This window comes from Colwellia sp. SU-HH01172 (assembly GCF_057553355.1).
The window spans coordinates 334610-360904 of record NZ_BAAJMB010000004.1; the positions used below are offsets into that span (position 1 = coordinate 334610).

At 39.6% G+C, this 26295-nt stretch carries 23 protein-coding genes; 18 read left to right on the forward strand and 5 right to left on the reverse strand.

Annotated elements, in window-relative coordinates; all coding sequences use genetic code 11:
- Window positions 1–13: 13 nt before the first annotated feature.
- Together AC27JP_RS12940 and truC are read left to right on the forward strand one after the other, a co-directional pair.
- Window positions 14–397: a YqcC family protein gene (locus AC27JP_RS12940; protein ID WP_487115717.1), complete on the forward strand. Its 384-nt coding sequence runs from the start codon at window positions 14–16 to the stop codon at window positions 395–397.
- Window positions 394–1161: a tRNA pseudouridine(65) synthase TruC gene (gene truC / locus AC27JP_RS12945; RefSeq protein WP_487115718.1), complete on the forward strand. Its 768-nt coding sequence runs from the start codon at window positions 394–396 to the stop codon at window positions 1159–1161. The genes AC27JP_RS12940 and truC overlap by 4 nt, the downstream gene beginning before the upstream one ends.
- 94 nt (window positions 1162–1255) lie before the next feature.
- Here the strand turns inward: truC and AC27JP_RS12950 are convergent, their stop codons facing one another.
- The 5 genes from AC27JP_RS12950 to AC27JP_RS12970 form a co-directional block, all read right to left on the reverse strand.
- Window positions 1256–1585 carry a hypothetical protein gene (locus AC27JP_RS12950; RefSeq protein ID WP_487115720.1) on the reverse strand — a complete coding sequence of 110 codons (330 nt, stop codon included), beginning with the start codon at window positions 1583–1585 and terminating at the stop codon, window positions 1256–1258.
- A gap of 333 nt (window positions 1586–1918) precedes the next feature.
- A complete protein-coding gene (gene dapD / locus AC27JP_RS12955; protein WP_487115722.1) occupies window positions 1919–2749 on the reverse strand; it encodes a 2,3,4,5-tetrahydropyridine-2,6-dicarboxylate N-succinyltransferase in 831 nt (276 codons plus the stop codon).
- Between the two features lie 32 nt (window positions 2750–2781).
- Window positions 2782–5406, reverse strand: a complete 2625-nt coding sequence (glnD, locus tag AC27JP_RS12960; RefSeq protein ID WP_487115723.1) for a [protein-PII] uridylyltransferase — start codon at window positions 5404–5406, stop codon at window positions 2782–2784.
- A gap of 102 nt (window positions 5407–5508) precedes the next feature.
- On the reverse strand, window positions 5509–6297 hold the full coding sequence (map, locus tag AC27JP_RS12965; protein ID WP_487115725.1) for a type I methionyl aminopeptidase: 789 nt from the start codon (window positions 6295–6297) through the stop codon (window positions 5509–5511).
- Window positions 6298–6568: 271 nt separating this feature from the next.
- The gene (locus AC27JP_RS12970) at window positions 6569–7195 is read right to left on the reverse strand and encodes a hypothetical protein (RefSeq protein WP_487115727.1); all 627 of its coding nucleotides are present in this window, start codon (window positions 7193–7195) and stop codon (window positions 6569–6571) included.
- A gap of 359 nt (window positions 7196–7554) precedes the next feature.
- On the opposite strand from AC27JP_RS12970, the gene rpsB reads away from it, so the two are divergent.
- The 16 genes from rpsB (at window position 7555) to dnaE (ending at window position 26265) form a co-directional block, all read left to right on the forward strand.
- Window positions 7555–8283, forward strand: a complete 729-nt coding sequence (gene rpsB, locus AC27JP_RS12975) for a 30S ribosomal protein S2 (RefSeq protein ID WP_085296973.1) — start codon at window positions 7555–7557, stop codon at window positions 8281–8283.
- A gap of 93 nt (window positions 8284–8376) precedes the next feature.
- Complete coding sequence (gene tsf / locus AC27JP_RS12980) at window positions 8377–9213, forward strand: translation elongation factor Ts (protein ID WP_487115729.1); 837 nt, start codon at window positions 8377–8379, stop codon at window positions 9211–9213.
- Window positions 9214–9518: 305 nt separating this feature from the next.
- Window positions 9519–10259 carry a UMP kinase gene (pyrH, locus tag AC27JP_RS12985; protein ID WP_487115731.1) on the forward strand — a complete coding sequence of 247 codons (741 nt, stop codon included), beginning with the start codon at window positions 9519–9521 and terminating at the stop codon, window positions 10257–10259.
- A 20-nt stretch (window positions 10260–10279) separates the two neighbouring features.
- Window positions 10280–10837, forward strand: a complete 558-nt coding sequence (gene frr, locus AC27JP_RS12990) for a ribosome recycling factor (protein WP_487115733.1) — start codon at window positions 10280–10282, stop codon at window positions 10835–10837.
- A gap of 139 nt (window positions 10838–10976) precedes the next feature.
- Window positions 10977–11714: a polyprenyl diphosphate synthase gene (gene uppS / locus AC27JP_RS12995; protein WP_487115974.1), complete on the forward strand. Its 738-nt coding sequence runs from the start codon at window positions 10977–10979 to the stop codon at window positions 11712–11714.
- A gap of 32 nt (window positions 11715–11746) precedes the next feature.
- Window positions 11747–12613 carry a phosphatidate cytidylyltransferase gene (locus AC27JP_RS13000; protein WP_487115735.1) on the forward strand — a complete coding sequence of 289 codons (867 nt, stop codon included), beginning with the start codon at window positions 11747–11749 and terminating at the stop codon, window positions 12611–12613.
- A 5-nt stretch (window positions 12614–12618) separates the two neighbouring features.
- The gene (gene ispC, locus AC27JP_RS13005; RefSeq protein WP_487115737.1) at window positions 12619–13836 is read left to right on the forward strand and encodes a 1-deoxy-D-xylulose-5-phosphate reductoisomerase; all 1218 of its coding nucleotides are present in this window, start codon (window positions 12619–12621) and stop codon (window positions 13834–13836) included.
- A gap of 9 nt (window positions 13837–13845) precedes the next feature.
- Entirely contained in the window at window positions 13846–15201 is a 1356-nt protein-coding gene (gene rseP, locus AC27JP_RS13010) for a sigma E protease regulator RseP (protein WP_487115739.1), read from the forward strand.
- A gap of 29 nt (window positions 15202–15230) precedes the next feature.
- Window positions 15231–17705 (forward strand): outer membrane protein assembly factor BamA, encoded by a 2475-nt coding sequence (bamA, locus tag AC27JP_RS13015; protein WP_487115741.1) that lies wholly within the window; start codon window positions 15231–15233, stop codon window positions 17703–17705.
- Window positions 17706–17848: 143 nt separating this feature from the next.
- Entirely contained in the window at window positions 17849–18367 is a 519-nt protein-coding gene (locus AC27JP_RS13020; RefSeq protein ID WP_487115743.1) for an OmpH/Skp family outer membrane protein, read from the forward strand.
- Window positions 18368–18537: 170 nt separating this feature from the next.
- Window positions 18538–19563, forward strand: coding sequence for a UDP-3-O-(3-hydroxymyristoyl)glucosamine N-acyltransferase (lpxD, locus tag AC27JP_RS13025; protein WP_487115745.1), 1026 nt, complete (start codon window positions 18538–18540; stop codon window positions 19561–19563).
- A gap of 38 nt (window positions 19564–19601) precedes the next feature.
- The gene (gene fabZ, locus AC27JP_RS13030) at window positions 19602–20054 is read left to right on the forward strand and encodes a 3-hydroxyacyl-ACP dehydratase FabZ (protein ID WP_487115747.1); all 453 of its coding nucleotides are present in this window, start codon (window positions 19602–19604) and stop codon (window positions 20052–20054) included.
- A gap of 1 nt (window position 20055) precedes the next feature.
- Window positions 20056–20838, forward strand: a complete 783-nt coding sequence (gene lpxA / locus AC27JP_RS13035; protein ID WP_487115749.1) for an acyl-ACP--UDP-N-acetylglucosamine O-acyltransferase — start codon at window positions 20056–20058, stop codon at window positions 20836–20838.
- A gap of 4 nt (window positions 20839–20842) precedes the next feature.
- The gene (gene lpxB, locus AC27JP_RS13040) at window positions 20843–22039 is read left to right on the forward strand and encodes a lipid-A-disaccharide synthase (RefSeq protein ID WP_487115751.1); all 1197 of its coding nucleotides are present in this window, start codon (window positions 20843–20845) and stop codon (window positions 22037–22039) included.
- Between the two features lie 18 nt (window positions 22040–22057).
- Window positions 22058–22708, forward strand: coding sequence for a ribonuclease HII (gene rnhB / locus AC27JP_RS13045; protein ID WP_487115753.1), 651 nt, complete (start codon window positions 22058–22060; stop codon window positions 22706–22708).
- Window positions 22709–22716: 8 nt separating this feature from the next.
- On the forward strand, window positions 22717–26265 hold the full coding sequence (dnaE, locus tag AC27JP_RS13050; protein ID WP_487115755.1) for a DNA polymerase III subunit alpha: 3549 nt from the start codon (window positions 22717–22719) through the stop codon (window positions 26263–26265).
- Window positions 26266–26295: the final 30 nt, after the last annotated feature.

Consider the following 26295-nt stretch of genomic DNA (forward strand, 5'->3'; position numbering starts at 1 on the left):
TTGGACGCTCTTCATGGCAGGCACTTATCCATTTTCTCAATTACTTCTTTTATTAGATGCTCTGAAATTTGAGCTCAAGGCAGCTAAACTGTGGGGCGATAAAACGCCCAGTGCAGCTGCACTGCAAAGCCGCCAGCCTTTTTGCTGTGGTACTTTAACATTTGCGCAATGGCTGCAGTTTGTTTTTATCGAGCGACTAACAACATTGGCTAATACTCAACAGCCCTTACCAAATAATATCGCGGTCACACCTATGGCTGAAAGCACACTTAATTATACTAGTCAGGTAAAAGTTATTGATGTTATTGCTGACATTGATGAACGACTCAGTGGTAAGTTAGTTGATCGTTCTTGGCAATGTGGTGAGACTATGACAGAAAAGAAGCCATTATCATGACAATTGCAAACGCCGGTGCAGTCATTGTTGAAAAACCGGTATTAAAAATTATCTATCAAGATGAGTACCTTGTTGCCGTTGATAAACCTGCCGGGCTATTTGTGCATCGTAGCTTTATGGACAAAGATGAAATTTATTTTGCCTTACAACTGGTTCGTGACCAAATTGGCCAATATGTTTATCCTCTGCATCGCCTCGATCGACCCACTTCTGGCGTCTTACTGTTTGCCTTGACGCAAGATGTTGCTAGGTTAATGGGACAAGCATTTACCGAAAGGAATATTCATAAAACTTATTACGCGTTAACTCGTGGCCATTTGTTAGGTGACGGCGTTATTGATTATGCGCTAAAAGAAAAGCTAGATGAATTAGGTGATAAAAATGTTAGTCGAGATAAAGAGCCGCAGAGTGCTCAAACCCTATACCAGTCAATAGCAACAGCTACATTACCTTTGCCACTTGGGAAGTATGCCAGTGTTCGCTACTCGTTAATTAAGTGCCAACCTCATACTGGTCGACGTCATCAAATTCGTCGACATTTAGCCCATCTGCGCCATCCTATTATTGGTGATATCAATTATGGTGACAATAAACAAAACCCATTCTTTGGTGAGCACTTCGGTTTTAAGCGTTTAATGTTAATTGCAAAAAAATTGACTTTTATTCATCCCGTTAGCCAACAGGAAGTGATAATTACCGCTGAGTTTGATAGCCAATGGCAGCATGTTTTTAATCTATTGAAATGGACTGAGCTAAACTTTTAGTCTTCATTTAAGTGTTTAAGTTTATTGATAAAATGAGGGCGTTTCACTCGTGAAAGGCCGCTAATGAGCTCTTGTAACTATTCGCCCAATTGCGCTATTTAGGACCACTAATACGCACTGAGTTAAAGTCTTGTGCAATTAAATTACTGTAGCTGTGAGAGGCTCTTGTTGACGTGTTTTCTTCAGTTTTTTCACCTTTTATTGCCACGGCATTAACGAAATATAAATTTTGAAAATTGTCACGTTGTTCTGCAAAAGCTAACATCATTTTTTGATCTTGAGTTATGGGTCGATTTAATAAACTTAGCATTAAATGATGGTCAGAAATTAATGGCTTTTTCTCTATTGCGACTTTTGAGGTTGAGCTACACGCGGTCAATAATGTCATTAAGAGTAGGGTGAAAGCCAAAGTTAATTTTTTCATAATGCTAATAGTGTTTAGGTATCTTAATGACCACTATTGCAAAGGTTCGGCCAACTATGTTTTTGATATTGAAATAGTTGCTTTTTAAAATTGTAATTTTAAATTTATTTTATTGATTTAATTAAAATAAATATTAATATTTTTGTTTTTAAATAAGCTGTGGGGTTGGTGAATTTAGAGGTGTTTTTACCGATGAGAATTGTTTTTTTAGGCTTGAATTATGAGGCGTCAAAAAAACAGCACCTAAATAATTACTTGATTTGAAAGTTGGTGTAACACTTATAAAAAAGGTTACACCGTGATGATTACTTACCGCAAAACTTTAAGGTTAGTTTACTCTTCTGATACTGAACGAAGCAGAGCGTTAATACCTACTTTTGCGCGAGTTTTGGCATCAACCTTTTTAACGATAATTGCCGCATATAAGCTATAACGGCCGCATTTTGATGGTAAGTTACCCGGCACAACAACTGAGCCAGCAGGTACTCGTCCGTAATGCACTTCACCGGTTTCACGATCGAAAATACGGGTGCTTTGACCAATATAAACACCCATCGAAATAACGGCGCCTTCTTCGATTACGACACCTTCAACAATTTCCGAACGAGCACCAATAAAACAGTTATCTTCAATAATAGTTGGGCCTGCTTGTAATGGTTCAAGAACACCACCAATTCCTACACCACCGGATAGATGCACATTTTTACCAATTTGAGCACAAGAGCCGACAGTTGCCCAACCATCTACCATACAGCCTTCGTCAACATAGGCACCAATGTTAACAAAACTTGGCATGACCACTACATTTTTACCAATAAAGGTACCGGTTCGAACCGAAGCTCCAGGAACAACTCTGACGCCGTCGGCTTCAAAATCAGCTTGAGTATAATCAGTATATTTCATCGGGACTTTGTCGAAGAATTTACTTTCAGCGCCATCGATAACTTCGTTATCCCAAATACGAAACGAAAGCAGCACAGCTTTCTTTAACCATTGATGTACCACCCATTCACCGGCAATTTTTTCAGCAACACGTGCACTGCCGTTATTTAATGCCGCTAAAGCATCAAGAACCGCTTGCTTTATTTCCGGTGATACACTTGCAGGGGTAATATTCATTCGCTCTTCGAAAGCTTGTTCAATAACTGTTTGTAATTCTGACATTTGAGATTTCCTACTGGTTCAATACTTAAAATTTATCGGTGGCTATCGGCGCAAAGCATAGCTTCTAATGCTTGTTCCTGTGTTTTTGTCAGCGCTTTATTGTCACTGTTTGAAACGGTAAACACATCTTCTGCTTTTTCACCAAAGGTGGTTATTTTGGCTGAATGTATTTGAAATTTACATTTTTGAAAAACTGCAGCAATATTTGCTAATAAGCCCGGATGGTCAAGAGCGACTATTTCTAGCATAGTGCGATTTTTCGTTGTACTTTCAATAAAGCTAACTTGGGTTTTTACTTTAAATTGTTTGAAGCGCTTTGCCAATGGTTTCGCTTTAATACGACTCTTCTCAGAAGCTAGGTTGGCACTGAGTGATTTAGCGATAGCTTTTGCTCTATTGCTATCGTTAATAGCTTGATTGTGATTGTCGAGCACAACAAAAGTGTTAGCGGTATAACCGGTTTTACTGGTGGTGACTTTCGCGTCATGAATGGAGAGCTTTTTAGCACCTAGTAACGACACCATATTGAAAAATATATGCGGCTTGTTTTTTGTGTAAACAAAAACTTCTGTACCACCACGGTAAGGCTTTGGACTAATCAGTACCAGGGGCTTATCTTTATTGTGTGGCAAAATATGTTGAAAATGCCAGGCTATTTGTTCGGGAGAATAGCGTAGAAAATAATCGGCTTTAAACTCTTTCCACAATCTTTGTAACTGGTCATGGTCAATAGATTGTTCTTGTAAAATCTCAAGTGCTTGATGCAAGTTTTCTCGTATTTTTGCCCGTAAATCGACTGGTTTTTCTAAACCGTGTCTAAAAGCGCGCTTGGTACTGAAATATAAATCTTCCAGTAAATTAGCTTTCCAACTGTTCCAAAGGCTTTCATTGGTCGCGCGCATATCGGCGACGGTTAAACAGTAGAGATAATCAAGGTGTGCTTCGTCACGGACAATTTCCGCAAAAGTTTTTATTACTTCTGGATCAGAAATATCACGACGTTGAGCAGTTACTGACATGAGTAAATGTTGCTCGACTAACCAAGAAATCATGCGGCCATCATGGTCATTGAGTTTATGTACTTTAGCAAAGTCTAGCGCGTCTGCAGCGCCAAGTTTGGCATGATCGCCACCACGGCCTTTAGCAATATCGTGGAATATCCCGGCAAAGTACAGTAATTCTGGCTTGCGTACTCGTTGCACTATTTTACTACACAATGGAAACTCGTCATTGTGCTCAGGCTGGCTGAATCGATATAAGTTTTTTAATAGTCGATAGCTGTGTTCGTCAACTGAATAGGCATGAAATAAGTCAAATTGCATTTGACCGACGATATTGCGCCACAGCGGTAAATAAGCGCCAATAATGGAATAACGATGCATTAAGGTGAACGCTAAACCAAGTCCTCGTGGATGTTTGACTAACGCAACAAAAATTTCTCGACAGCGGGCATAATCAATTAAACCTGAAACCAGTCGTCGGCGAGCGTTGCGCATCAACCGCAATGTTTCGGGATGCAAATCAGTAATTTCGTCATGCTCAGCGATCAGTAGAAACAATTCCATGATCATGGTTGAACGGGTGAATACGCGTTTATTACAGACCTTAATTTGACCGTCTATAATGACAAAGTCATCGTTGAGCACGGTTTCTTTATTGTGTTCTTTTTTATTGATAATGGCATATTCAAAATGTTGCAGTAACATTTTGTTAAGTTCAGCGACGCGCGAAATAATTCGGAAAAATCGTTTCATCATGCGTTCTATCGCGAACTTGCCGCCATCACCAAAGCCCATCAACTCAGCAACATCAGCCTGATAGTCAAACAATAGTCTGTTTTCATTTCGGCCGGCAATAAAGTGCAGGGCGCAACGCATACGCCATAGATAATCTTGACACTCTATTAACTCGAAAAATTCATTGCTGGTTAGATAATGATGATCGATTAACTGTTCAAGGGTGTCAGCCATAAAATGACGTTTTGCTACCCAGCCAATGGTTTGAATATCGCGTAAACCGCCTGGGTTAGCTTTTAAATTTGGCTCTAAGGTATAAGAAGCACCGTGATATTGTTGATGGCGTTGATATTGCTCGTTTTGTTTGGCTAGGAAGAATTTTTCTGAGGTCCAAAATATATCTTCATTTAATAGCGGCTGTAAATGTGATACCAGTGCTTCATTGCCACATATTTGCCTCATTTCCATTAAATTAGTGGCGATGGTGACATCATCAACAGCCTGCTTTAAACACTCTTTAATGCTTCGTACGCTGTGACCGATATCAAGCTTTACGTCCCAAAGTTGGGTGATAAATGCTGAGATGCTTTCCGCTAAATCATCTTCAATATGGTCTTGGGTCAGTAAAAGAATATCAACATCAGAGTAGGGATGAAGTTCACGTCGGCCATAACCGCCAACAGCTACCAAGCTAATTTGATATTCGTCTAGGTGATGTTGACACCAAAGTTTAGTGAGAATTAAGTCAACATAATAGGCTCTTGCAGCAACAAGTGAGGTCACTTCACTGACAGGAAATTCGGCTTTTTGCCACTGCAAAAAATCTTGACTTAATGCGCAAATTTGTTGGCTGGTTAATGTTGGGGCACTAAGGGCGAGAGCGTCGCTATATTGTTCTGGAATTATGTCGGATGTATTCAAAGATAAACTCTCATGTTTTGCTAATAAAAAGGGTTTATTCGTTATTTAAAATAAACCCACACCGTTAAGTCTCTTTCAATAATGCCAGTAGAGGTAACGAGCTTAGTTATGCATTATTCTAGGAATAGTATCATCTTTACGTAAGGTAAGAACTTCACAACCGGTTTTAGTGACCACGACTGTGTGTTCCCATTGCGCTGACTTCTTGCCATCTAAGGTGTAAACGGTCCAGTTGTCTTCTTTATCAAGCAAGGTATTAGCGCGGCCTAAGTTGATCATAGGTTCAACCGTAAAGCACATACCTTCTTGCATTTTTTCTTTGTCATTATTTTTGTAATGAACAATTTGTGGCTCTTCGTGAAACTCTTTACCTATACCGTGACCACAGTATTCTTTTACGATTGAGTAGCGGCCTGATTTTTTAATGAACTTTTGAATTGCCGTACCAATTTCACCAAAGGTGTTGCCAGGTTTGACTTTTTTTAGACCTAAATATAGCGCTTCTTGCGTGATACGACACAGGCGATTATCTTCAGCAGATGTTTCGCCAATGAAAAACATTTTGCTGGTATCGCCGTGATAGCCGTCTTTAATAACGGTAATATCTATATTAACAATATCGCCATCAACCAGTGGCGTATCATTGGGAATGCCATGACAAACTACGTGATTAACAGAGGTACAAATCGACTTTGGAAAGCCGTGATAATTCAACGGCGCTGAAATCGCCTGTTGAACATTTTCAGTGTATTCAGCACATAAGGTATTTAACTCATCCGTTGTTACCCCGGCTTTTACATGTGGCTCTATCATTTCCAATACATCTGCAGCAAGCTTTCCCGCAACTCTCATTTTTTCAATTTCTTGCTGATCTTTAATCGTAATCGTCATAAAACCTCAATGTGACTATATTTTAAATGTCGCTAGCAACAGTATAACTGCTGATGCTTTCTTTAATAAAAGGCAATAGCTTCTAGCGTAAATAATTATTGTTCGTGATTTTACATGCTTTTTCGATTTTTCCCAATTGTAATGCAAAAGATAGTTAAAGAAATTGTTGGCAACGAAAATACAGCAGGGCGGAGTTAAGGGGGGAAAGTGAAAAAGACTTTACTGAGTGGTAAAGTCTTTTGATTTTATCAGTGATAGCTAATAAAAGAAATCAAGAGTAGTTTTCAAGTTCTAGCTTTACCGCATCAACAATTGCACTTGGCTTTTCCAAGTAAAGATTGTGATTTAATAAAACTAAATTATCATTGTAAGCCAGTAATAGTGCCGGTATTGCTTGTGTGCCAATAAAACCTTGAATTTCAATAATATCATGAATAGCAAATTCAGCATCTTTGGTTAACTTATTCGCTTGTAAGCTTTTTGCTGGTGGTGAGAGCTTTAGTTCATCAATAATTTCGCTAACACTGTCTTTGTCAGTTAATTCATTACCTAAAACAAAGTGAGCATGTTGCAGTTTAGTCAGTAGTTCAAAGGCAGATTTAGCGGATTTATTTTGCACCCATGCCATAAGGTTTGCCACTAAGGTTGAGTCTTTTGGGTAATTAAGTGTATCGATATAATTAGCGCCAAATTTCACTTTGCTAAATTCGCCAACAGCGGTAATGGTGGTTGGCGACACTTTATTTTCACCATCGTAGTAGCTGATATGCATGGCTCTAAATGTGATGGTAGGAAAAGCGCTGAGCACTTTTTCAACCAATATTGTTGATGCATAACTCCAAGGACAGTGGCTATCGTAGATAAAGAAAAGTTCAGCGTTTGGTGTATTTGATGACATGAGTTAATTAGTTTGATGGAAAAATTATGCTAATTTTACCGCGCTAGTATCAAATATCCTACCCCTGAATGTGCGATTTTTGTGAAATGGCTAAATGGAGGTAAAAAACTGGTAAAATAGTGGTCATTATGGTATAAAGTGCGCCGCTAAATAATTTGTCTAATTCTTTAAAGGTTTTTCAAATACTTTTAGCCTTAACCGGTATTGAATTCACATGTCGTAATTCAATACATTAAAACTAAACTCACATACATCTAGCAAAGGTATACCGGGGTGCTCAGCGAATTGCCATTAGGGTAAACGCAATAAGGGTCGTGTATATTGGATGTATGAACGCTTAACCCCATAAAGGAAAAAACATGCCAAACGTTTCTATGCGCGATATGCTTAAAGCAGGTGTTCACTTCGGTCACAAAACTCGTTATTGGAACCCAAAAATGAAATCATACATTTTTGGCGCTCGCGATAAAGTTCATATCATTAACCTCGAACAAACTGTTCCTATGTTCAACGAAGCTCTTGCTGTATTAAGCAACGTTTCTTCGAAGAAAGGTAAAGTTTTATTCGTAGGTACTAAACGCGCTGCAAGCGATGCTGTAAAAGATGCAGCAATTAAATGTGATCAATTTTTCGTAAATCACCGTTGGTTAGGTGGTATGTTGACTAACTGGAAAACAGTTCGTCAATCAATCAAACGTCTAAAAGATCTTGAAGCTCAAAGCTCAGACGGTACTTTTGAAGCGCTTACTAAAAAAGAAGCGTTGATGCGTACTCGTGAAATGGAAAAACTTGAGAAAAGTCTTGGTGGTATTAAAAACATGGGTGGTTTACCTGACGTTTTATTCATCATTGATGCTGATCACGAGCACATTTCTATTAAAGAAGCTAACAACTTAGGCATTCCAGTAATTTCTGTAGTTGATACAAACTCAAACCCAGATGGCGTTGACTACATCGTTCCAGGTAACGATGATGCGATTCGCGCTGTGACTTTATACTTAGACTCAGCTGCTAACGCTGTTCTAGAAGGTCGTGAGCAAAACATCGCAGTACAAGCTGAAAAAGACGGTTTTGTTGAAGCTGAGTAATATCAGTTTTTAATACACGTTTAATTTTGCTATTGCCACAACCTGATGTGTTGTGGCAATTACTGACATTTTTATATATTGAGGAATAAACTCATGGCAATTACTGCTGCACAAGTTAAAGAATTACGTGAACGCACAGCTGCGGGCATGATGGATTGTAAAAAAGCTTTACAAGAAGCTAATGGCGACATGGATCTTGCAATTGAAAACATGCGTAAGAACGGCCAAGCTAAAGCGGCTAAAAAAGCAGGTAACATCGCTGCTGAAGGTCAAATCATCATTAAAGATGGCGCATTAGTTGAAGTTAACTGTCAAACTGACTTCGTAGCAAAAGATGACAACTTCTTAGCGTTTGCTAACAAAGTTGCTGATGTTGCTGCTGCTGAAAAGCTAGCTATCGAAGACTTACAAGCTAAGTTTGAAGAAGAGCGTATTGCACTTGTTACTAAAATTGGTGAAAACATCAATGTTCGTCGCGTAGCTTATGTTGAAGGTACTACGTTAGCTTCATACAAGCACGGTGCTACTATTGGTGTTGTTGTTGCTGGTGAAGGTGATGCAGAAGCACTTAAGCACATTGCAATGCACGTTGCTGCAAGCAAGCCAGAATTCTTAACTCCAGAAGATGTTCCAGCTGATGTTGTTGCTAATGAAAAACGCATCCAAATCGAAATGGCGATGAACGAAGGCAAGCCTGAAGAAATCGCTGAGAAGATGGTTACTGGTCGTATGAAGAAATTCACTGGTGAAGTTTCTTTAACTGGTCAAGCTTTCATCATGGAACCTAAGAAAACTGTTGGCGCTATCTTAAAAGAGAAAGGTATCACAGTTTCTAGTTTCGTACGTTTAGAAGTTGGTGAAGGTATCGAGAAGAAAGAAGAAGACTTTGCTGCTGAAGTAGAAGCACAAATCGCTGCAGCTAAAGGCTAATTCATTTGATGAATTATTGCTTTATGCAACTTTCTTAAAAAAAGCGCCTAAATGGCGCTTTTTTTATCGCTATCTTTTAATTTAATCGTTAAGCCATTTCTTAAATAGACCAAATTAGCTTTGGCGGAGTCTGACCAATTAGTCAAGCTGTTACTATTGAAGCAATATTAGTAAAATATGCGTGCTCTATCATAGACTTTTTTAATATTAGGCTTTCGATACTGCGCTAAACGTACTAAAATAGCTGCGGTCGATCAGGCCTTGGCTATTTTAATTAAAAAAAATTCTGAAGGAATGTTTATTACATGAGCATCAATCCCAAACCAACTTATCGTCGAATCCTTTTAAAACTAAGTGGTGAAGCCCTAATGGGTGAAGAAGGCTTTGGCATAGATCCAAAAATTTTGGATCGTATGGCGCAAGAAATTAAAGAATTAATCGAAATGGGCATTCAAGTGGGCCTTGTTATTGGTGGCGGTAACCTGTTTCGTGGTAAAGGTTTAGCTGATGCTGGCATGAACCGTGTTGTTGGTGACCAAATGGGCATGTTAGCGACCGTGATGAATGGCTTAGCAATGCGTGATGCGCTGCACCGAGCTTTTGTAAATACCCGCTTAATGTCGGCAATTGACTTAGCTGGTGTATGTGATAGATACAACTGGGCAGAAGCGATTAGTTTATTGAAGTCAGGCCGAGTGGTGATATTTAGTGCCGGTACTGGTAATCCATTTTTTACTACAGATTCTGCTGCGTGCTTACGTGGTATTGAAATTGAAGCCGATGTTGTTCTTAAAGCCACTAAAGTTGATGGTATCTATTCAGAAGACCCAGTTGCGAATCCAGAGGCGACACTATATCAGCATCTAACTTACCAAGAAGTGCTAGAAAAAGAATTACAAGTGATGGACTTAGCGGCATTTACCTTAGCGCGCGATCACAGTATGCCAATTCGTGTATTTAATATGAACAAGCCTGGTGCATTAAAGTCAGTCATTATGGGTGGTGAAGAAGGTACAACCATTGACCACGCTGAAAATTTAAATTAATTATTGCAGGAATAAAAAAAGTGATAAACGAAATAAAGCAAGACGCTCAAGAAAGAATGGCGAAAAGTATTGAGTCATTAAAAATTAGTTTAAACAAGGTTCGTACAGGGCGCGCGCATCGTTCTTTGTTAGATAACATTGTTGTTGAATACTATGGAATGGACACGCCACTTAATCAGGTTGGTAACATTACTGTTCCTGATGCTCGTACATTAGCCATTACTGTTTTTGATAAAGGTATGATTGGCGCAGTAGAAAAGGCTATTTTAAAATCTGATTTAGGTTTAAACCCTTCGTCGCAAGGCACCTTAATTCGTATTCCTTTACCGGCATTAACAGAAGAACGTCGTAAAGACTTAGTTAAAGTAGTACGTGGTGAAGCAGAAGGCGGTAAGGTTGCAATTCGTAACATTCGTCGTGATGCCAACTCAGATATCAAAGCCTTAAATAAAGAAAAAGAAATCAGTGATGATGAAATGCACCAAGCAGAAGATGAAGTGCAAAAAATTACTGACACATATATTAAGCAGGTTGATGAAGTTTTGAGCAGTAAAGAAACGGAACTCATGGAAATTTAAAATTTTCATTGCTTAATCAATGACGCCGTAGATAATGACTGCGGCGTTTTTGCATATATAGATTAAAAACTAGCGTTTTAAAACGAAATAGACACACAGCGGAGAATATGTGAGTACTGCGGATAGTCAAAGCAATCAGATGTTAGGTGATATGATAAAAGTTCCTCAGCATGTTGCTATTATTATGGATGGTAACGGACGTTGGGCTCAGTTACGCGGAAAGAAGCGAGTAGCCGGGCATAAATCTGGTGTCGAGTCGGTAAGAACGTCAGTATCTACCGCCGCAAAAAATGGTGTTAAAGCATTAACCTTGTTTGCCTTTAGTAGTGAAAATTGGCAAAGACCAGAGCAAGAGGTTAGTGTGTTGATGGATCTCTTTATGTTTGTGCTAACTCGAGAAGTTAAGCGTTTACATAAAAATGGTATAAAGTTCCAAGTTATCGGTGACGTCAGTAAGTTTTCTGCTAAGTTGCAGAAAATGATTAAAGAATCCGAAGCACTAACGGAAAAAAATACCGGTATGGTGTTATCGATAGCGGCCAATTATGGTGGTCGTTGGGATATTACTCATGCTGCGAAACAATTGGCTGAGAAAGTTGCTCAACAAGAAATTAATGTCAGTGATATTACCGAAGAGTCACTTAATCAACAGACAAGTTTGGCTGACTTGCCTGAGCTTGACTTATTAATTCGAACCGGTGGCGATTTTCGCATTAGTAATTTTCTGTTATGGCAAGCTGCCTATGCAGAATTCTATTTTACTGACGTTCTTTGGCCTGATTTTAATGAAGAAGAATTTACTAAAGCTATTACGCATTTTGACCAGCGAGAACGTCGTTTTGGTCAAACTGGTGAACAAGTTACTAATAATAATTAAAATAAATACTAACGTAATGTAAGGATTCCCGTTTGTTAATACAACGTATAATAACTGCTTTATTACTTGCCCCTGCTGCAATTTGGGCAATTTTCTACTTATCGCTGATTAATTTTGCTGCTGTTATTTTAGTGATTATGGCCATAGGTGCTTGGGAGTGGGGGCCATTGATGGGCTTCGTTAATAAGCGACGTCGTTTAGTTTTTGTTGGTGTATCTGTCGCATTAATTGCGGCACTTTGGTACATGTTACCTATTGAGCAATTATGGCAAGCACCAAAGCTGTTGCTTAATCAAGTTAATATAGTTTTATGGCTTGCGGTTGCTTGGTGGTTATTATCTGCTGGATTAACATTTTTGTATCCGCGCTGCAGTGGCTTTTGGGCGAGCCATCGCTCGGTAAGAGGGGTTTTTGGTTGGTTGACTTTGGTTCCGACATGGCTTGCTTTTATGGTACTTAGAAGCAGTGAATACGCAACCGATAGTTATCATGGCGCACAACTGTTAATGGTGTTGTTTTTGATGGTCTGGAGTGCTGATATTGGTGCTTATTTCGTTGGTAAATCTATTGGTAAACGAAAATTAATGCCAAATGTTAGCCCAGGTAAAACATTGGAAGGCTTTCTAGGTGGCGTCATATTCGCTTGTGTAATGGTTTTAATTGCAGGGTATTTTATTGGTTGGAATATGGAACAATTTAAAATTGTTATTCCTGTGACCATTTTAATTACCACAATCTCAGTTCTGGGAGACTTAAATGAAAGTATGTTTAAGCGTCAAGCTGGAGTGAAAGATAGTGGTTCAATTCTGCCTGGCCATGGCGGTGTGCTTGATAGAATCGATAGTTTAACTGCTACTGCACCTATTTACGCCTTATGTTACGCGTATTTTGGTTGGTAATATAAATGCAAAAACAAACTCTGTGTATATTGGGCTCTACTGGTTCAATTGGAAAAAGCACACTCGAAGTCGTAAGGTTACATCCTGAAAAGTTTGATGTCGTTAGCTTGTCAGCAAATGCCAGTGTCGAATTAATGTTGGCACAGTGTTTAGAGTTCAAACCTAAAACTGTGGTGATGGTCTCAGAAAAACACGCTGAAACGCTTCGTATTAAATTGGCTGAGAATCAGCTTAGTAATATTTCAGTTCTGTCAGAAAAATCAGCATTAGAAGATATTGCTAAATCTCCAGCAAGCGACACCGTGATGGCTGCTATTGTTGGCGCCTCAGGCTTGTTACCTACATTGGCAGCTGTAAATGCTGGGAAAAAAGTCTTATTAGCAAATAAAGAAGCATTAGTGACTTCCGGTGCTATTTTTATTGACGCAGTTAAAAAATCTGGCGCTCAATTATTACCCATTGACAGCGAACATAACGCCATATTCCAATGTTTGCCGTTAACAGCACAGCAACAGCCAGGTTTTTGTGATCTTAGTAATAATGGTGTTAGTAAAATCTTACTAACAGGCTCAGGTGGCCCCTTTAGAACCTGGGAACGTGCTGACTTAGACACTGTTACTCCAGCCCAAGCTTGTGCACACCCTAATTGGGACATGGGCAGAAAAATTTCTGTAGATTCCGCTACCATGATGAATAAAGGTTTAGAGTTTATTGAAGCAAAATGGCTCTTCAATGTTGAACCTGAAGATATACAAGTGGTATTACATCCGCAGAGTACCATTCATTCTATGGTGCAATACAAAGATGGCTCAGTTTTAGCGCAGATGGGCAATCCTGATATGCGTACGCCAATCGCTCATGCATTAAGTTTCCCTGAACGTATTGAATCAGGTGTTGAACCATTAGATTTCTTTTCGACTAAATCATTTGAATTTCAAGATGTTGACTTTGCTAAGTACCCTAATTTGAAGTTGGCAATTGACGCATGTAAACAAGGTCAAGGTGCATGTACGGCACTTAATGCTGCCAATGAAATTGCCGTTGATGCTTTTTTGAACGAAAAAATAAAATTCACTGATATTGTGAAAATAAATGAAACTTCTGTGAATAAATTTGTCTCAGAAAAGGTGGTAACAATTGAAGATGTTATTACTTTGGATCAGAAGGTAAGAGTTTTTGCACAGTCTTTGTTAGCTAACAATGAAATAGTAGGGCAGTTATAGCGTGGCAGTATGTTAGAGTTTTTTTGGAATTTAGCTTCTTTTGTCGTTGCTCTTGGCGTATTAATTACGGTTCATGAGTATGGCCACTTTTGGGTTGCCCGCAAAAATGGTGTGCAAGTAGAGCGCTTTTCAGTCGGCTTCGGCAAAGTGCTGTGGCGTAAATATGATAAATACGGCACTGAGTTTGTTATTGCGATGATCCCCTTGGGCGGCTATGTCAAAATGCTTGATAGTCGTGTGGACGAGGTTAGTGACGATCAAGCCGATAAAACATTCAATGGTAAATCGGTTTATCAGCGTATAGCCATAATCGCTGCTGGCCCTTTCGCTAATTTTGCTTTTGCAATTCTTGCCTTTTACTTAATGTTTTTAATCGGTGTGCCGAGTATAAAACCTATTATTGGTGGCGTGACGGTAAACTCAATTGCTGAAAAATCAGCGTTGCCAGTTAATAGTGAAATAATTGCCATTGCAGATAAAGCAACGTTAGATTGGCAGGATGTTAACTTAGCCTTGGTGAGCGCCATAGGCGAGAAGGAAATTAAGCTAACCGTTAAGCCCGAAGGCAGTGTTTCTAGTAAAAGTTATTATTTAGATACTAAGGAATGGTTATTTTCACCTGATAAAGAGTCTGCTATTGCTAGTTTGGGTATTAAACCATTTAGAGCACAAGTACAGGCAAAATTGGCAGTTATTGGTCAAGATAGTCCAGCAGAAAAGGCCGGTTTAAAAGTAGGTGATGAATTACTTGCAATTGCCGATGGAGATATTAACGGCAGTTGGCAAAAATTTTCTCAGCAAATTAAATTGTACCCAGATAAAACCGTTAGTGTAACGGTTTTGCGAGATGGAGAAACATTAACGCTGATGGTTAAACCTGAAGCTAAAAAATATAAAGATAAGGTTATTGGTTTTTTAGGTGTTCAGCCAGTATCTGAACCTTATCCAAAAGCATATTTATTTGAACAAGTATATGGGCCTATTGCGGCTATTGAAAAAAGTGTAGCGAAAACATGGGATTTAGTGGTACTGAGCTTTGATATGATTGGTAAGCTGATTACCGGTGATGTTTCGGTGAAGAACTTAAGTGGTCCTATTTCTATTGCACAAGGGGCGGGAAATAGCGCTGATTATGGTTTTGTCTACTTTTTGGGCTTTTTAGCTTTAATTAGCATTAACCTTGGCATTATTAATCTTTTACCATTACCGGTATTAGACGGAGGTCACTTATTTTATTATTTTATAGAGCTTTTTACAGGGAAACCTGTACCAGAAAAAATACAAGAAATAGGTTTTAAATTTGGTACTATAGCGCTACTAAGCTTGATGAGTATCGCCATATTTAACGATTTATCGCGATTATAACTAGAAGAAGTATATAAAGTTAACATTATATGATTATTAAAAAACTTGCCCTGGCGGTATTATTAGGTAGTTTGGGAACATCGGTACAAGCGGCTGACGATTTTCAAGTAGAAGATATTGAAGTTAAAGGTTTACAACGTGTGGCACTAGGAGCCGCGTTAACACATATACCATTTAATGTTGGTGATAATTTAAACGAATTTCGTATATCACAATCGATTAAAGCACTTTATAAATCTGGTCATTTCAGTGATGTCGCAGTTTCACGTGATGGTAATACCGTTATCTACCGCGTTCGTGAAAGAGCAACGATAAGTGCGATTACTTTTGACGGCAATAAAGATTTAAAAGAAGAGCAACTCACAGAAAGTCTAGATGGTAGTGATATTCGTGTTGGTGAAACACTGGATATGACGGTTATCTCTGGTATCGAAACAGGCCTTGAAGACTTCTATCACAGTGTCGGTAAGTACAACGCTGATGTCAAAGCAGATGTTGTTCATTTACCGCGTAACAGGGTAAATATTAATTTTACTTTTAACGAAGGTGATGCGGCAGCAATTGAACAAATCAATATTGTTGGTAATGAGAAGTTTTCTGATGCGGAATTACTTGAGCGTATAGAGCTAACCTATGATTCGCCTTGGTGGGACTTTATGGCGCAGGATCGTTACCAAAAGCAGACCCTGCAAGGGGATATGGAAACGATAAAGAGTTATTATCTCGATCGAGGCTACTTGCAGTACAAAGTAGATTCCACACAAGTTTCAATGACACCAGATAAAAAAGCCGTTTATATCTCGTTAAATGTCACTGAAGGGGAAGTTTATACGGTTAGTGAAGTTGACTTCATTGGTGATATGGCGGGGTTTGAAGAAACTATCCGCGCTATTACGCCGATTAAAACGGAAGAACTTTATAACGGTGCACTAGTCACCTATTCTGAAGAATTAATCAGCAAGTTTTTAGGTCGTTATGGTTACGCTTATCCGAAAGTGGTCACGATCCCAGAAATTAACGAAGAAGATAAAACGGTAAAGCTCGTCTTATCGGTTGATCCTGGTAAACGTGTTTATGTAAATCGCATTAATTTTAAAGGCAACCATGTTACCGCTGAACACGTTTTACGTCGTGAAATGCGGCAAATGGAAGGTGCCTGGTTATCAAATAATTTAGTCGAAGGGTCAAAAGCTTGGCTACAACGACTTCCATATATGGAAACGGTGGAATTTGAAACCAACCAGTTACCGGGTGAAGATGATCTGGTTGATATTGACTTTGAAGTTAAAGAACAGCCATCTGGTTCATTTACAGCCGGCATAGGTTATGGCTCAACCACACAATTAAGTTTGAACGCTGGTGTTCAACAGAACAACTTTTTGGGCACAGGTAACCGCCTAGGATTTAGTATCAATACCTCTAGCTATTCGAAAAGTGCAAATATATCGTATACCGATCCTTATTTTACTGTTGATGGCGTCTCATTAGGCGGCAATATCTTTTATCAAGAGTTTGATGCCGGCAATGCTAATTTGGTTGAATATAATAACAAAACCTATGGTGTTGGCATGACATTGGGTTTTCCTATTAACGAATATGTGCGTTTAAATTTTGGTATCGGCTATAAAAGTAACGGCATCACTCGCTTGCAAACCTATGAACAAATTCAAAAATTCTATGAATTGTATTCTGATCCGAACGACCCTGACGGTGGTTTAGAGTTTGAAAACTTTGATATCAGCGCTGCAATATCGCGCTCGACATTAAACCGCGGTACCTTCCCAACCGATGGCTCTCAGCAAAGCTTATCGTACAAAATGACAACACCAAATTCTGACGTTAATTATTTCAAAATTAATTTAGATACTAAGTGGTATTTTCCGTTAACACGCGATCAACGCTGGACTGTGCTTGCTAAGTTTCAACTTGGTTACGGCAATGGTTATGGCTCGGTTGAAGGCAATGACCAAATCTTACCGTTTTGGGAGAATTTTAGAGCCGGTGGTTCGGGCACCTTGAGAGGCTTTGAATCAAATATTGTCGGCCCAAGAGCTATCTATCGCTTCCCAACACAAATACCAGGAACGCCTGATTCTGTTGGCAGTGGCAATGGTTGTTGTTTAGGGCCAGATCATGACTTTATACAAACATCGACCCGTTCTGTTGGCGGCAATGCGATAGCTTTAGCAGGACTGGAACTCATTGTTCCAACACCTTTCTTGGATGAAGGTTATAGCAACAGTGTTCGTTCTAGTATTTTTGTTGATGCTGGTAATGTCTGGGATACTGAGTTCCGTATGAGTGATTATCAAGATTTGGCTGAGGTTGAGTTTGAGAAAATTGCTGATTATTCTGACGTTGGTCGTTATCGCGCCTCCGCTGGTTTATCTGTGCAGTGGCTATCGCCAATGGGACCCATGATTTTCAGCTTTGCGAAAACCTTAAAAGAAGAAGAGGGTGATGATACAGAATTCTTCAGCTTTAATATTGGTCAAACATTCTAAGTGTAATTAATTATTAGCACCCAATAGTTAAGGAAAATGACGGCCTTTTTCGTTTTGGGCTTGAACCAAACAACGTGAGGCGGTATAACTACCGCATAACAAAATAAAAGTAAAAATATTAGAAGATATTTTAGGAGTAAAAATTGAAAAAATTGATTAAATCTATCGCAATGACAACGGCAGCGTCAGGCTTATTTTTAGCGAGCTCTGCCATGGCGGCAGATCAAAAAATTGCAGTAGTGAACTTTCAAGAAGTGATGGGGAAAATTCCTCAAACTGCTGCGGTAATGAAAAGCTTAGAAGAAGAGTTTAAAGACGCTAAAGCAGTACTTGCGCAGCTAGAGCAAGACATCAAGTACAATCAAGAAAAGAAAAAGCGAGATGGTTCTTTGATGAGTGCTAAAGAAATTGAAGACTTAGATGCAAAAATAGCTGTACTTTTTCAAGATTATCAAACCAAAGGTAAAGCATTTCAGCAACAAACAGGTAATCGTAAGAACGAAGAAACTAATAAAATTATCGCTTTGGTTCGTCAAGCCATTGATAACATTGCGGCAAAAGGCGATTATGATTTAGTGCTTGAACAAAGTGCGGTAGTTTATTCAAAACCGGATAGCACAATAACAGCTAAAGTAGTTGAGCAAGTTAGTAAACTTAACTAATTTTTTCTTCTTTATATAGGTAATGGTAACCTTTCAAGTTGCTATATTATTGCCTGTTATCTTAATATTCCGAATCATCTTGATTCGGAATATTGCGTTTAGCCCTAAGGTGGTAAACGCTTGTCTTTCAATCTATGCTTTAGATTAAATCTTAAAAGAAGTCAGGACTTATGAGTTATAGCCTCGCAGAAATCGCAAATAAAATAGGTGCGACTGTTCATGGTGATGAGCAATGTGAAATTGGCAGTATTGCGACGTTAAATACGGCGCAAGTTGGCCAAATTGCCTTTCTGGCGAATAGTAAATACAGTGCTCAACTAGCCACGACTAACGCCAGTGCGGTTATTATTTCAAATAAAGAACTAGAAAATTGTCGAAGCAATGCCTTGGTGATGGACAACCCTTATATGGGCTATGCACTTGTTGCGCAACTGCTTGATACCACGCCAAAACCAGCAAATTCTATTCATCCTTCTGCCATCGTCGACGAAAGTGCGGTGTTAGGCGACAATGTAACTATAGGTGCCAATGCTGTGATAGAGGCCGATGTTAGTATTGCCAATAATGTTAGTATTGGTGCGGGGTGTTTTATCGGTATTGCCGCTCGAATTGGTGCTCACTCAACTATTTGGCCTAATGTTAGTATTTATCATCGAGTTGAGGTTGGTGAAAATTGTGCTATACACGCCAATACCGTTGTTGGCTCTGATGGTTTTGGCTATGCAAATGATAAAGGTAAATGGCTGAAAATCCCTCAGTTAGGCACTGTCGTTATTGGTAATAATGTCGAAATTGGTGCCAGTACCACGATTGACCGTGGTGCATTAGAAAATACCATTATCAAAGATGGCGTCATTTTGGATAACCAAATTCAGATTGCGCACAACGTAGAAGTTGGGGAAAATACTGCAATTGCTGCTTGTAGTGTTATTGCCGGTAGCACAAAGGTTGGAAAGAATTGTGTTATTGCTGGCCTGGTTGGTATTAATGGCCATATAGAAGTTGGTGATGGTTGTGTCTTTACCGGAATGACCATGGTGACGAAAAGTATAGATAAACCAGGCGTATATTCATCTGGAATGCCGAGTCAGCCGAACAAGGAATGGCATAAAAACAATGCTAGAATTAGAAAGCTTGAAGCATTAACTAAACGTGTTGCTAATGTTGAAAAAGAAATAGCAGTTAATAAGAGCTAAATAGCTGGCTTTTATCGTAGAAAATTGAGGAAAAAATCTTGGAAGCGCAAAAAAATATTATTGATGTTGAAGAAATCAAAGCACTTATCCCACACCGTTACCCTTTTTTATTAGTGGATCGCGTACTTGATTACACACCTGGTAAATCTATTCATGCCATAAAAAATGTCACGGTTAATGAGCCGGCATTTATGGGGCATTTTCCGGGCTATTCTATTTTTCCTGGTGTCTTGATTCTTGAAGCATTAGCGCAAGCAAGTGGTATTTTAGGTTTTAAATCGGTGGAAGATAAAAATGACGGTGAGCTATTTTTATTCGCCTCGATTGACAATGCCAAATTTAAAAAGCCTGTACACCCAGGCGATACGATGCATCTGCATCTAGAGTTTGTTAAAGAACGTCGCGGTATGTGGAAATTCTATGGTGAGGCACTAGTTGATGGCAAGGTCGTATGCTCTGCTGATCTAATGTGTGCAAGACGAGCATTATAATATGGCTAATTCATTAATTCATGCTCAAGCGATTATCGAAGACGGCGCCGTCATTGGTAAAAACGTAAAAATTGGCCCTTGGACGTATGTTGCTGCTAATGTGGTTATTGGTGATGACTGTGAAATAAGTTCTCATGTGGTTATTAACGGTCCGACAACAATAGGTAAAGGCAATCGAATTTTTCAATTTGCGTCTATTGGTGAAGATTGCCAAGATCTTAAATACGCCGGTGAGCCAACGGAATTGGTGATCGGAGATAATAATACCTTTCGCGAATATTGCACCGTACATCGCGGCACCATTCAAGACAATAGCTTAACGCAAATTGGTAGCAATAATTTATTTATGGCCTATACCCATATTGCTCATGATTGCATGGTTGGCAGTAACTGTATTATGGCGAACGGCGCATCAATTGCTGGTCATGTGCATGTCGGGAACCATGCCATTATTGGTGGTATGACAGGCGTTCATCAATTTTGTCATATTGGCGATCACTGCTTTGTTGGTGCAAACTCACTGATTTTAAAAGATATTCCCCCTTATGTTATGGCTTCTGGCCAACCGGCTAAACCATTCGGTTTAAATAGCGAAGGTTTGAAACGTCGCGGTTTTGACAAAGAGGTTATTTTACATATTAAACGTGCTTACAAAGCGGTATATCGCCAAGGTTTAACGGTTGATGAAGCCATCGCTAAAGTTGATGACACAAAGCACAATATGCCGGAATTGACGATATTTACTGATTTTATTAAAAACTCTAGTCGCGGCATTATTCGCTAATATTATGCAGTCAAATGAAAACGTTAATCTGACCAAGAAAAAAGCGCTATTAGCCAGTCAAGATAGTATTAATAGCGAGCCTGTTTTTGCTATTGTTGTTGGTGAACATTCAGGCGATACCTTAGGTGCCGGCCTAATGCAGCAATTGCTTATTACGTATCCGCAGGCCAAGTTTATTGGTATCGGTGGTCCTAAAATGCAAGCGTTAGGTTTTGATAGTTTATTCGACATGGATGAATTATCTGTGATGGGCGTGTTTGAAGTGTTAGGGCGCCTGCGTCGCCTGTTACATATTCGTAAATATCTTACCGAGTACTTTTCAACGCATAAACCCAATGTTTTTATTGGTATCGATGCACCTGACTTTAACATCACATTGGAACAACGTTTAAAAGCACAAGCAATTAAAACCGTGCATTATGTTAGTCCATCGGTATGGGCATGGCGTGAGAAGCGAGTCTTTAAAATTGCCAAAGCCACTAATATGGTATTGTCATTATTGCCATTTGAAAAAGCATTTTATGATAAGCATCAAGTACCATGTACATTTGTTGGCCACTCATTGGCGGATGATATTCCTATGGTTTCCGATAAGCTTGCTGCCCGAAAAAAGCTTAGCTTACCTGAGTCAGAAAAAATTCTGGCACTTATGCCCGGTAGTCGGGGTGGTGAATTATCTCGATTAGTCGAGCCATTTTTACAGACCGCAAAAATATTGCTTAAGAGTCACTCAGAATTAAGCTTTGTTGTGCCGATGATCTGTGAAAAAAGGGCAGAACAATTTAAAGAATTACACGATAAAATTGCCCCTGAGCTGCCAGTCAATATTATTATCGGTAAAACACAGCAAGTAATGGCGGCTAGCGATTGTTTATTAACGGCGTCTGGTACGGTTACGCTCGAAGCGGCACTTGTCAAACGTCCAATGGTTATTTGTTATAAATTTAACCCGCTGACATATCATATGTTCAAAGGCTTTGTTAAATTGAAGTGGTTTTCTTTACCTAATTTACTCGCCAATAAATCATTAGTACCAGAATTGCTGCAAGGGCAGGTAACGGTTGAAAATATTCTACCATTAGTTGAAGAGCGTTTATACCAAGATCAATCAGCTTTAGACCAAGCCTTTACAACTATTCATCAAACACTTAAGCAAGATGCGAGTAAACAAGCGGCAAATGCCGTGATCGACTTATTATGATATTAGTGACAAAAAGTTATGCCTGCTGCTAAGAAAATATTTGCGCCCTTTGAGTATCCGGTTGCCTACTGCATTGCTGGTGTAGATGAAGTTGGCCGTGGGCCTTTAGTCGGCGATGTTGTTACCGCTGCGGTGATTTTAGACCCTGAAAACCCCATTGAAGGGCTGATGGACTCTAAAAAACTTTCGGAAAAGAAAAGACAATTATTGTCGCTTGAGATTAAGCAGCATGCCATTGCTTGGTCGGTTGGTCGGGCAAGTCCTGAAGAAATTGATACCTTAAATATCCTGCACGCCACTATGCTGGCAATGCAGCGTGCTGTGCTTGGTTTAAATGTGGTACCAGACTATGTGCTTGTTGATGGTAATCGTTGTCCAACTTTTGTTGGTGAAAACGGTAATATAGCCAGTCAAAGCGTGGTAAAAGGTGATGCGCGGGTTGCTGAAATTAGTGCCGCGTCTATTTTAGCTAAAGTGGCTCGTGACGATGAAATGATTGCCTTAGATAAATTGCACCCAGAATATGGTTTTGCAAAACATAAAGGCTATCCAACCAAAGCACACTTAGAAAAAATCATTGAGCATGGCGTATTAGATAATTACCGTCGTAGCTTTAAACCGGTCGCAAATGTTATTGCAAATTCAGCCGGCAATTATAAAAATAACTAGAGCCATTAATGTCTGAAACTGATTTATCACCTACTGAATCTAATGATGAAATAACGTCATGCGATCCTAAATTTATTCATCTTAGGATCCACAGTGACTTTTCAATGTGTGATGGCTTAAAAAAAGTTAAGCCTATTGTTGCAAAAGCTGCTGATCTTAATATGCCTGCGATGGCGCTTACCGATCAAACCAATCTATGTGGCCTAGTTAAATATTATCACGCTGCCCACGGTGCTGGTATAAAGCCGCTTATTGGTTGTGACTTTTGGGTGAAAAGTGATGAGCTAGAAGATGAGCTGTTTCGGTTAGTCGTGATAGCAAGTGACAATGTTGGCTATAAAAACTTAACTGAACTGATTTCGAAAGCCTATTTACGCGGCCATATTCAAGGCCGAGCGGTGATAGACAAAACTTGGCTTATCGAATATGCCAAAGGTCTTATTTTACTTTCCGGCGCTCGAGAAGGTGATGTTGGTAAAGCGCTATTAAAAGGCAATACAGAATTTGTTGAGCAAATGCTTAGCTTCTACCAGCAATATTTCCCTAATTGTTACTATTTAGAACTGATCAGAACCGGTCGAAATGACGAAGAAAACTACCTACATTTAGCCGTTGACATTGCCGCTCGTTACGAACTCCCCGTGGTTGCGACTAATGAGGTGATGTTTTTAAGTCCAGATGACTTTGACGCCCATGAAATTCGGGTGGCAATTCACGACGGCTTTACCTTAGATGATAAACGCCGCCCCAAAAAATATAGCAAAGAACAATACCTGCGTAGTGAAGAAGAAATGCTGGAACTCTTTGCTGATATACCTGAAGCATTAGAGAACTCAGTTGAAATAGCCAAACGCTGTAACGTTACTGTGACCTTAGGTGAATATGTATTACCTGACTTTCCCACTGAAGGTTTAACGATTGAAGATTATTTGGTTAAAGTGTCGGAAGAAGGCTTGCAAGAACGCTTAGAGTTTTTGTTTGATAAAGACGCGCCAGACTTCGCCGAAAAGCGCAAACCCTATGACGAACGTTTAGCCATTGAACTAGAAGTTATCAATAATATGGGCTTCCCAGGGTACTTCTTGATCGTGATGGAGTTTATTCAGTGGAGTAAAGACAATAACATTCCGGTTGGACCTGGGCGTGGCTCTGGTGCCGGTTCATTAGTGGCCTATGCACAAAAAATTACCGACCTAGATCCACTTGAATATGACTTGCTTTTCGAACGTTTCTTAAATCCTGAGCGTGTGTCAATGCCTGATTTCGATGTCGATTTCTGTATGGATAGACGCGATGAGGTTATTGATCATACCGCAGAATTGTATGGACGTGATGCGGTATCACAAATTATTACTTTTGGTACTATGGCGGCGAAAGCGGTTATTCGAGATGTAGGTCGAGTATTGGGTCATCCTTATGGCTTTGTTGATCGTATTTCAAAATTAATTCCGCCAACACCAGGCATGACCTTAGCGAAAGCTTTTGAGGAAGAGCCGAAATTACCAGAAGTTTACGCGCAAGACAGCGATGTAAAAGATCTTATCGATATGTGCCGGATATTGGAAGGCACCACACGTAATGCCGGTAAACATGCCGGTGGTGTCGTTATTTCACCGACTACTATTACTGATTTTGCACCACTATATTGTGATGAAGAAGGCAAAAATCCAGTTACGCAATTTGACAAAAATGACGTTGAAGACGCGGGTTTAGTTAAATTTGACTTCCTTGGCTTACGTACTTTGACCATTTTGCAGTGGGCCATCGAAATGGCTGACGCTAAGTTGTTAAAAGAAGGCAAAGAGCCAATCAATATTGCCGCGATTGATTTGGAAGATAAAGCCAGTTTTAAAGTTTTATTGAAATCTGAAACTACGGCGGTATTTCAACTGGAATCAAGTGGCATGAAGTCGTTGATTGCTAAATTAAAACCAGATTGCTTTGAAGATATTATCGCATTAGTGGCACTGTTTAGGCCTGGGCCATTGCAATCAGGCATGGTTGATAACTTCATTGAGCGTAAGCATGGCCGTGAAGCGATTAGTTATCCCGATGAAACATGGCAGCATATTGATTTAAAACCTATTCTTGAGCCTACCTACGGCATTATTTTGTATCAAGAGCAAGTCATGCAAATCGCGCAAGTATTAGCGGGGTATTCGCTCGGTGGCGCTGATATGCTGCGTCGTGCTATGGGTAAGAAAAAGCCAGAAGAAATGGCCAAGCAGCGTGCTGGTTTTGAAGCCGGTGCCGTTAAACGAGGTGTTGACGGCGAACTGGCGATGAAAATTTTTGACTTGGTAGAGAAGTTTGCCGGTTATGGTTTTAACAAATCGCATTCTGCTGCCTATGCCTTAGTTTCTTATCAAACCTTATGGATGAAAACTCATTTTCCAGCGCCATTTATGGCGGCGGTTATGTCTGCCGATATGGACAATACTGAAAAGATTGTTACTTTGGTTGATGAGTGCGAAAACATGGGCTTAGATTTATTGCCGCCGGATGTGAATAGTGGCCAATATAAATTTACCGTTAATGACGATAATCAAATTATATATGGTATTGGCGCTGTTAAAGGCGTGGGTGAAGGGCCGATTGAAGCCATTATTGCCGCACGTGAAAGTGGTGGTGAATTTGCCGACTTATTTGATTTTTGTGCTCGTGTTGATTTAAAGAAAACCAACAAACGTATTCTAGAGAAGCTAGTTAAATCTGGTGCCATGGACGCACTTGGCCCAAGAGATGATTCAGGTCCGCATCGCGCAGCATTGTTTGAGTCGTTACCTGAAGCTATCAAAGCCGCTGAACAACACGCTAAAGCAGAAGCATTAGGCCAAGATGACTTGTTTGGTTTAATTAATGAAGAGCCAGAAGATAATCGTCAAGCCTTTAAAGAAGTCGCTAAATGGCCGGAAGAACAATGGCTAGATGGCGAAAAAGAAACCTTAGGTTTATATCTAACAGGGCATCCAATAAATCGCTATTTAAGTGAGATAAAACGCTACGCCACAGGTCGTTTAGTCAGTTTACAGCCGACAAATAAAGACAAAACTACGGTAGCCGTTGGCTTAGTGCTCGGTGTTCGAGTGTTGGTAAATAAACGTGGTCGTCGTTGGGCATTGGTTACTTTAGATGATAAAAGTGCCCGTATGGATATTCGTTTATTTCCAGATGATTACGATAGATTTGCAGAATTACTTGTTTCTGATGCAATTTTAGTTTGTAGTGGACAGGTCAGCTTTGATGATTACTCTGGGGGTATTACAATGACCGCCCGGGATATCATGACAATTGCCGATGCACGAGAAAATTATGTCGCTTCTCTTGATTTGCAGATTGACAAAAATAAACTATCAGATAATTTTATTGAGCAGTTTAGCCAAGTATTAACCCCGTACAAAGAAGGTATTTGCCCAGTTCGCGTGTTTTATCAAAGAGATGAAGCACAAGGTATGTTAGAATTGGGCGTACAATGGCGAGTATCGCCAAGCGACATGCTATTATACGATTTGAAAACCCTGTTGGGTGATGAGCAAGTCGAATTAAAGTTTAAATAAGTAGTGCTCACAAAGAGCGGTACTCAGAGA